Annotated in this window: 8 protein-coding genes; 3 read left to right on the top strand and 5 right to left on the bottom strand. The window is 67.7% G+C overall.

From position 1 onward, the window contains the following. The 3 genes from E1293_RS49960 to E1293_RS42575 form a co-directional block, all read right to left on the bottom strand. The coding region (locus E1293_RS49960; protein WP_243717408.1) for a polysaccharide deacetylase family protein at positions 1-227 on the bottom strand (227 nt) is incomplete at its 3' end. Between the two features lie 351 nt (positions 228-578). Further along, positions 579-1,340, bottom strand: a complete 762-nt coding sequence (locus E1293_RS42580; protein WP_207939432.1) for a hypothetical protein — start codon at positions 1,338-1,340, stop codon at positions 579-581. Further along, entirely contained in the window at positions 1,337-1,648 is a 312-nt protein-coding gene (locus tag E1293_RS42575) for a PadR family transcriptional regulator (protein ID WP_132205123.1), read from the bottom strand. Before E1293_RS42575 ends, E1293_RS42580 begins: the two co-directional genes overlap by 4 nt. Positions 1,649-1,729: 81 nt before the next feature. Here E1293_RS42575 and E1293_RS48190 point away from each other — a divergent pair, with 81 nt between their 5' ends. The 3 genes from E1293_RS48190 (at position 1,730) to E1293_RS42560 (ending at position 4,507) form a co-directional block, all read left to right on the top strand. Next, on the top strand, positions 1,730-2,704 hold the full coding sequence (locus tag E1293_RS48190) for a hypothetical protein (RefSeq protein WP_165978665.1): 975 nt from the start codon (positions 1,730-1,732) through the stop codon (positions 2,702-2,704). 107 nt (positions 2,705-2,811) lie between these two features. Continuing rightward, positions 2,812-3,723, top strand: a complete 912-nt coding sequence (locus E1293_RS42565; RefSeq protein ID WP_165978664.1) for an ABC transporter ATP-binding protein — start codon at positions 2,812-2,814, stop codon at positions 3,721-3,723. Then, a complete protein-coding gene (locus tag E1293_RS42560; protein ID WP_165978663.1) occupies positions 3,710-4,507 on the top strand; it encodes an ABC transporter permease in 798 nt (265 codons plus the stop codon). The genes E1293_RS42565 and E1293_RS42560 overlap by 14 nt, the downstream gene beginning before the upstream one ends. 26 nt (positions 4,508-4,533) lie before the next feature. Here the strand turns inward: E1293_RS42560 and E1293_RS50385 are convergent, their stop codons facing one another. Both E1293_RS50385 and E1293_RS50380 read right to left on the bottom strand, forming a co-directional pair. Continuing rightward, on the bottom strand, positions 4,534-4,962 hold the full coding sequence (locus tag E1293_RS50385) for an ABC transporter permease (protein ID WP_279473353.1): 429 nt from the start codon (positions 4,960-4,962) through the stop codon (positions 4,534-4,536). Next, on the bottom strand, positions 4,920-5,312 hold the full coding sequence (locus tag E1293_RS50380) for an ABC transporter permease (protein ID WP_279473352.1): 393 nt from the start codon (positions 5,310-5,312) through the stop codon (positions 4,920-4,922). Before E1293_RS50380 ends, E1293_RS50385 begins: the two co-directional genes overlap by 43 nt. Positions 5,313-6,816: the final 1,504 nt, after the last annotated feature.

Below are 6,816 nucleotides of genomic sequence, written 5' to 3'. Positions count from 1 at the left end.
CGCAGCCGCAGGGCGCACTGTGCGATCTCCGCATACGACGCCGCCGCCGACATCGCATCGATGTCGCGATGGTTCTGCGTGTGGTTACCAAGTTCGTGGCCACCGTCCAGGAACGACCGCGCCGTCCGTGGCTCCTCATCCAGCCACCGTCCCACGGCCATTACCGTGATGCGCGCTCCCGCTGCATCCAGCTCGTTCAGGACGCGCCGCGCCAGCTTGGGGGTCACCCGCACCGTGGAACGTCAGCGCCACTGCTCGGACGGCTCGCGGGCCATGGACGATCTCTCCCGGCCGCGGCCGTCCAGATTGTGCCGTCGTGGTAGGTACGGCGGATTGCGGGAAAGAGCTCCGACCTGGCGGCGGGCGACGGCCGGACGACCCACCACACGCTGCGCAGATCCCCACGCCCGCCAAGCCAACGACCCGCGCGAGAACAGTGCGTCTCTGAACTGTCACAATCTGTAGCCTACGTTCCCCCAATCACGCCGAGGTCAACCATCGCGGCGCAATCCACCAAGAAGCGAGAGGGCTTTGAGCTAAAACGCGGGCCATCTCGACCAGCTGCCGTTCGATAAGGGTCAGGCCATTTGGCGTAGGCGTAGATCGTGGCCGGCGCGGATCGTCGCGGCGGCCAGCAGGCCGAGCGTCAGGGTCACGGTGATGGGGCCGGCGTGGGGCGCGGTCCGGGTGATGGTGAGAAGGCTTTGGCCTGTCGCGAGGGCCAGTCCCGTCCCGATGAACAGGAGAGCCGCACACAGCCGGCGCGTCGTCGGAAGGGTGGCGACCGGGGCAGCGCGGGCGACGAGGGTGCAGAGCTGGAGCGCGGTGAAGGCGAGGGTGGCCCAGTAATAGATGAGCAGGGCGGCGTTGGTGAATCCTGTGGGGTGTTCGATCAGGCCGCTGTTCGCTGCCAGCAGCATGATCAAGACCGCGGCGGTCGGGGCGGCGAGGGTTCGGATCGTCACGGTGGCCAGGCGCCTGAACGCGTGCCTTCGCGGGAGCGGTGAGGCGAGGCCGATCCCGAGCAGGATGGGTGCGAGCCACAGACTCGTGATGGGGTGGCCCAAATCCGCGGTCAGCGTGTCGGACGGCGCGGTGGCGCGCATCAGCAGAGCGGTGACGGCGGTGACGGCGAACAGTGCTACGGCCAGGACGCGGCGGGTCTGCCCGGTGAGCGTCTCAGGCCAGTCGCTGGGGTGGAGCCAGAGTCGTACCGCCCCCGTCAAGGCGTTGGGCCAGGAACGGATTCCCGATTCGGACACCTCGTAGCTGATCTCTGTGCCCCATCGTTCACGGACGGCGGGCGGGTACAGCCCGGCGATGAGCGCGGAGGCCCTCATGCCGGCGCGATTCCGAGCGCGCTCAGCCCGGCCCTGGAGACCCGGGCCATCTGCTCCAGCTCGACGCGCAGCGTCTCCCGACCCGGCCCAGTGATCTGCATCGTTCGATGTCGTTCCCGGGCCTCGGGCACCTGGTCGGCGGGCTCGATCAGTCCGCGCGCCTCCAGCCGGGACAGGGCGCCATAGAGGCTGCCAGGGCCGAGTTTGCGGCCGGTGAGCTCTTCGATCGCGGTGTTGATGGCGTACCCGTGCAGCGGGCGCTCCGCCAGGACGGTGAGCACGAGCATCTGAGCGTCGTTGCTGTGCATGGATCTCCTTGCCTCCCGCTCATGATAGTACGAAGCGCGATGCTACTTGCCACGTACTACGAGATGCGTACTATGTGTGTCATGGAGAAAGCCGATGGGAAGAGACGACCGTCGCCTGCCGTGGTCTGGGCGAGCCTTGGCACGGCGGCTCTGTTCGAGGCGCTGACCGTTCTGGCAACGCAGGACAAGGCGGTCAGGGCGGTCAGCCCATGGCAGGACGACCCGTATGACGTGGCGGTGTCGTTGTGTCAGTTCACGGTGCCGATGCTCGCGCTCGTCATCCTTCTGCGGCTGCCGGCCTGGCGGATGCCGGGCGGACCGGACCGCCGGCAGCAGACGGAGCGAGCGGCGGGGGCGATGACCACGCTGATCGGGCTCACTCTGATCTTCGAGTGGTCCGCAGTCATCAGCGGGGCACACGACTCCCTTTGGAGCACGTGGACCATGGTGCTGATCGGTGGTCTGGTCACGGCATCGATCCTCACCCTCGTGGTGGCGGCGATGCTGCTGCGATGCCGCAGACCACGCGGTTCGTCCCGCCGGTGGCAGCATGACTGGCTCGGCGACGTCGTCACGGTCTGCCGGCGGATTCCCGCGCTGCGGCGCTGGGCCGAACCGGAAGCGGCGGAGTGGGTGCGCCGACGCGCGATGACCGTGTTCATCACGCTGAGCCTGTTGGCCGCAGCCGGGATCACCGGCGCGCAAGCCATCGGGGAACAATGGACGAACCCGCTGCTCATCGCCTGGATGCTGGTCGTCGAAACGACCTCGTACCTGGCCTTCTGCCTGATCAGCAATGCGATCGCCGGATTCATCGCCCGTCCTGCCGACACCGGGCCCCGCCGCCTGACCGAGACATCGGTGATCACCGGAAGCGTCGCCATTCTCTTCACAACCGCGTTCCGCGACGTGCTCTGGCCCGGCGCAGGGCCGTTGACCTCCGTTCCAGCGCTGGTCGCCCTCACACTCGGGGCCGGGCTGATCACCTCTCTCGTCGCCACCGGGATCCAACTCGCACGCACCCCGCCGCCCGGTCCCGCGAACGGGTCCAAATGACACCCCGGCCCCTGACTCGAACGGCTCAGACCACCCTGCCGACACGTGACCGGTCCTCACCCCGAGAAAGGCACACAATGCAAACCTCCGCCGACCACACGACGGTGATGATCCGCGCGGATGAGCTGTCCAAACGGTACGGACACACTCAGGCCGTCCGCCGCCTCGGCTTCGCCGTGAACTCCGGCCAGATCTGCGCGCTGCTCGGCCCGAACGGCGCGGGCAAAACCTCCACCATGCGGATGCTGCTCGGCCTGTCCACCCCCGACACCGGCAGCGCGATGATCCTTGGCCGGCCGATCGGTCTCGGCGCCGACGTACTCGGCCGCGTCGGCGTCCTCATCGACGGGCCCGCCTTCGTGCCGCACCTGACCGGCACCGGCAATCTGAAGCTCCTTTGGTCCGCCACACGGCGCGCCTGGCCACCGCCCGCCTTGGACGACGCACTCGACCTCGCCGGGCTCGGCGCAGCGATCGACCGGAAGGTCAAGGGCTACTCCACCGGCATGAAGCAACGGCTGATGCTCGCCCAGGCACTGATGCGGGCACCGGACGTGCTGATCCTCGACGAGCCTGCCAACGGCCTGGACCCCGCCGAGGTCCGGACCCTGCGCGAGCACCTGGGGGCACTCGCCCGGCAGGGGGCCGCGGTGCTCGTGTCCAGCCACCAACTGGCCGAAGTGCAACAACTGGCGACCCACATCGTCGTCATGAACCTCGGCCGGCTGGTCACCGCCGGCCCGCTCCCGGCCCTGCTCGGCGACAACGACACCTACCGCATCCAAGTGGAAGACCCTCAGCGGGCCACCGCCGTGCTGCATCGGATGCCAGGCATCGCCACGGTCACCGCCCACGACGGCGAGGTCATCGTCGCAGCACCGGGCACACCGTCCCGCGACCTCGTCCACGCCTTGGTCACCGCAGGCATCGGCGTCACATCGGTACATCAGGCGAGCCGATCCCTGGAAGAGGTGTTCTTGACCATGACCGAAGGAGATGACGAGCATGCTTCGCATTGAACTGACCACCCAACTCCTCCGGATCCGGACGCTCATCGCGCTCGCCTGCCTGACCGCGGTCCCAGCCCTCGCCGCGATGGCCACCGCTCCCCACGCCGGACACCGCAACGGCGACCAAGGCGGCCTGTTCGGTGCCTCCACCTACTCCGCGCTCAACCACACCATGGCGAGCCTGCAGTTCATCGCGCCGCTGCTCCTGCCCATCGTGGTGGCACTGCTGGCCTGCGCCATCGCATCCGCCGACCGAGACTGGGGAACGCTGCGCTACCTCTACGTCGCCCCGGTCACCCGATCACGCCTGTTGGCCGGAAAACTCGGCGCCGTCGCGGTTACCACTGTCGCCGCCACCGGATGCGTCCTGGCAGGAGGGCTCCTCAGCGGCCTCGCAGTGTTCGGCCCGCATCCCTTCCACATCATCGACGCACCCGACCTGACCGGCGGCGATGCGGCCGCCCGCATCCTCGCCGCCAGCGGCTACACCCTGCTGTGCATGCTCAGCATCGCCGCGATCGCCTTCACGCTCGGGCTGCTGCTGCCACGCGGCGCCGAAGCCCTCGGCGCCGCCATCGCCTTCGTGGTCGTCGCCAGCATCCTCAACGGCCAGTCCAGCCTGCACACCGTCGCGGTCGTCCTCCCCGTGCACTACTGGCAGAACTGGACCAGCCTGTTCACCCCCGCCGGAACCCACCACCTCGGCACCGGAATCCTGGCCCAGATCGCCACGATCATCCTGACCACCGGAATCGCCGTCCTGGTGCTCCACCGACGTGACCCCACCGCATGAAGTGGCCCCCAGCGGTCACCGGTCGATCAGTGGTCACCGCGGTCGATGATGACGCCGCGCGCCACCAGTTCGAGGGTGAGAAACGTGGCGATCGCCTCTACGGCCAGCAGCGCGATCAGAACGAACAGTTGCACCGCCCCGGCGGCGATCGGGGACGCGCCGCCGAGCATCATGCCGACGAACGCGCCGGGCAGCGTGACCAGACCGACGGTCCGCGTCTGGTCGATGGCCGGGATGAGAGCTGAAGCAGCTTTGTCACGGGCGATGAGCAGGCGCGCTTCACGATCGAGCAAGCCGAGTGACAGCGCGGCCTCGACTTCGCCGAACCGCTGAGCCAATTCGTCCAGAGCACGGCGGCCGGAAAGATAGGTAGCGGTGAGCGCGCCGCCGATGAGGATGCCGGCAATGGGAATCACACTGATGCCCTTGGACGGCAGCAGTCCCGTGGCGAGCAGGAGAGCCAGGACGGGGGCGACACCCGCAGCGATGGGAAGTGCCGCCCACCACCGGTCCGGCCTTTGGTGAGGCGACGGCCGCTGGTGCGTACCGCGACCACGTACATCAGGAACACGAACAGCGCGAACAGCGGCACGTATTCGACAACGACGCCAATGACCAGCGAGACAGCCACGAGCTGCACAGCCGCGCGGAACCCGGCCAGCAGAACAGCACGAGCATGCCCGAGCCGGCCGAAATGGCAGACCGCCACCGCAACCACCAAGAGCACCGCCATCGCTACGGCAAGAACAAGATTGACGGGTAACAGACTCGCCCCAGACGAGACCGCACGCACGGATCGGGTCATTCGCGCAGCGTAGATGGGATCCTCACCAGACCCAGCGTCCAGGTCAGGCCGATGGATTCCGGTGCTCGGGGCGTGGTGGACGCGGTACCACCCGTCGATCACCAGCGGCGTATCGGCGTTGGGATACCGAGGGACGGTGAGAAGCGGTCGGGACAGGTCGACCGTGGCGGCGTGGTCTGGGTTGATCAGGATCAGGGGGCGGGCGCGCCAACGGCGGATGTCCGCACGTTCGGGCTGGCGCCAGACGGCCAGGCGCGTCGCGGTGTGTCTCTCCTGCTCGGCTGGATCGTTCCCACATCCGCCGATCACCGAAGGGCCTCACAGCCCAGACAACCCCGACCACCCTGTTGCCACCGACGATCCCGATCTGACTCCAGGAACGTCAGCGCTGGTCACACGCAAATCAGTCGGCCCCGATGGCGAAGCCGCACATCCTCCCGACGGAACCAACCGCCCCTGCCTTTTGCCCAACTGAACGCACCTCATCCAACGGATTGTGAGATGAGTCACAGTGAATGTAATTCGCGGGGTAAGAGGACCGAAACGGGATCCCCTGCTCCGCAACAGAGCGTAGCCGCTCCCACCACCAATCCGGAGCGGCGGCCCTCCATACAGCGCGACGGTGCGACGAAGAGATGACCTTCGAAGGCCCGCGGTCACCTCCAGCTCGACGCTCGCAGCTGCTTTCCCATGAGCTTGACGGCCACGGACGTGAGTCACCAATCGGTCCGGCCGGCCCCCGCGGAAGGGCGCACAGGACGGCAGGTCGAAGGTCGCACAGGACGGTAGGTCGGGTAGGTCGTCAAACGGTGCGGAGGGGGGGCGGGCCACGGCAGAGCAGGTCAGCCGGGCACCCACGCTCCTACTTCGACCCAACCGCTGGAATTCTCCCGCTATCTAGCCGCCGAACGCCACCTCAACAGCGTGCAGCGCCGGACGCCGAACAGTCGCCGCGATCCTGGCCTGCGGCGAACCGTCATCACCCCGGACGGTGCCGTTGGAGCACGCAGTGCTGCGCCGTCCGCCGTCACGATCAACCTGGCGCACAGCGCACCCGCTTTCGCGTCTGGTCACGGAGGTCCCCATGATGTCGTTCGCCGGGCCCGCTAATGATCTCCCCGAAGCCACTCCCCCGCGAAAGCGAGGGCGGCCCGCCGACCGAGCCACGCGTCATGAAGTCGCGGGCGTTCTCCCCCGGGTGAGTGGGGTGCTCCGCTTCCCTACCGCGGTCGGTACCCAGGCATGTTTGCTCGTTGTCTGCTCGGCGGTTTCGAAACGGACTGGCATGGAGCGGGATGTGGCGGCATGGTGATGGTGCTCGATGCGGACAGAGCGGTACAGTCTGACAGTGAGAGCACTGTTCTGATACGAGAGCAGCGCTTTTAATCCGTAGGTTGTGGGTTCGAGTCCCACGCAACCCACCACCCTTGACCAGGGCAAACACGCTCTACGCCACGCGTGGGTGATCATGCCTGGGGCCGGGATGAGGCCCTCCTGGGGCCGA

Origin of the sequence: Actinomadura darangshiensis, assembly GCF_004349235.1 — a bacterium.
Taxonomy (GTDB): domain Bacteria; phylum Actinomycetota; class Actinomycetes; order Streptosporangiales; family Streptosporangiaceae; genus Spirillospora; species Spirillospora darangshiensis.
This window is presented reverse-complemented; position numbering and strand designations above follow the sequence as displayed.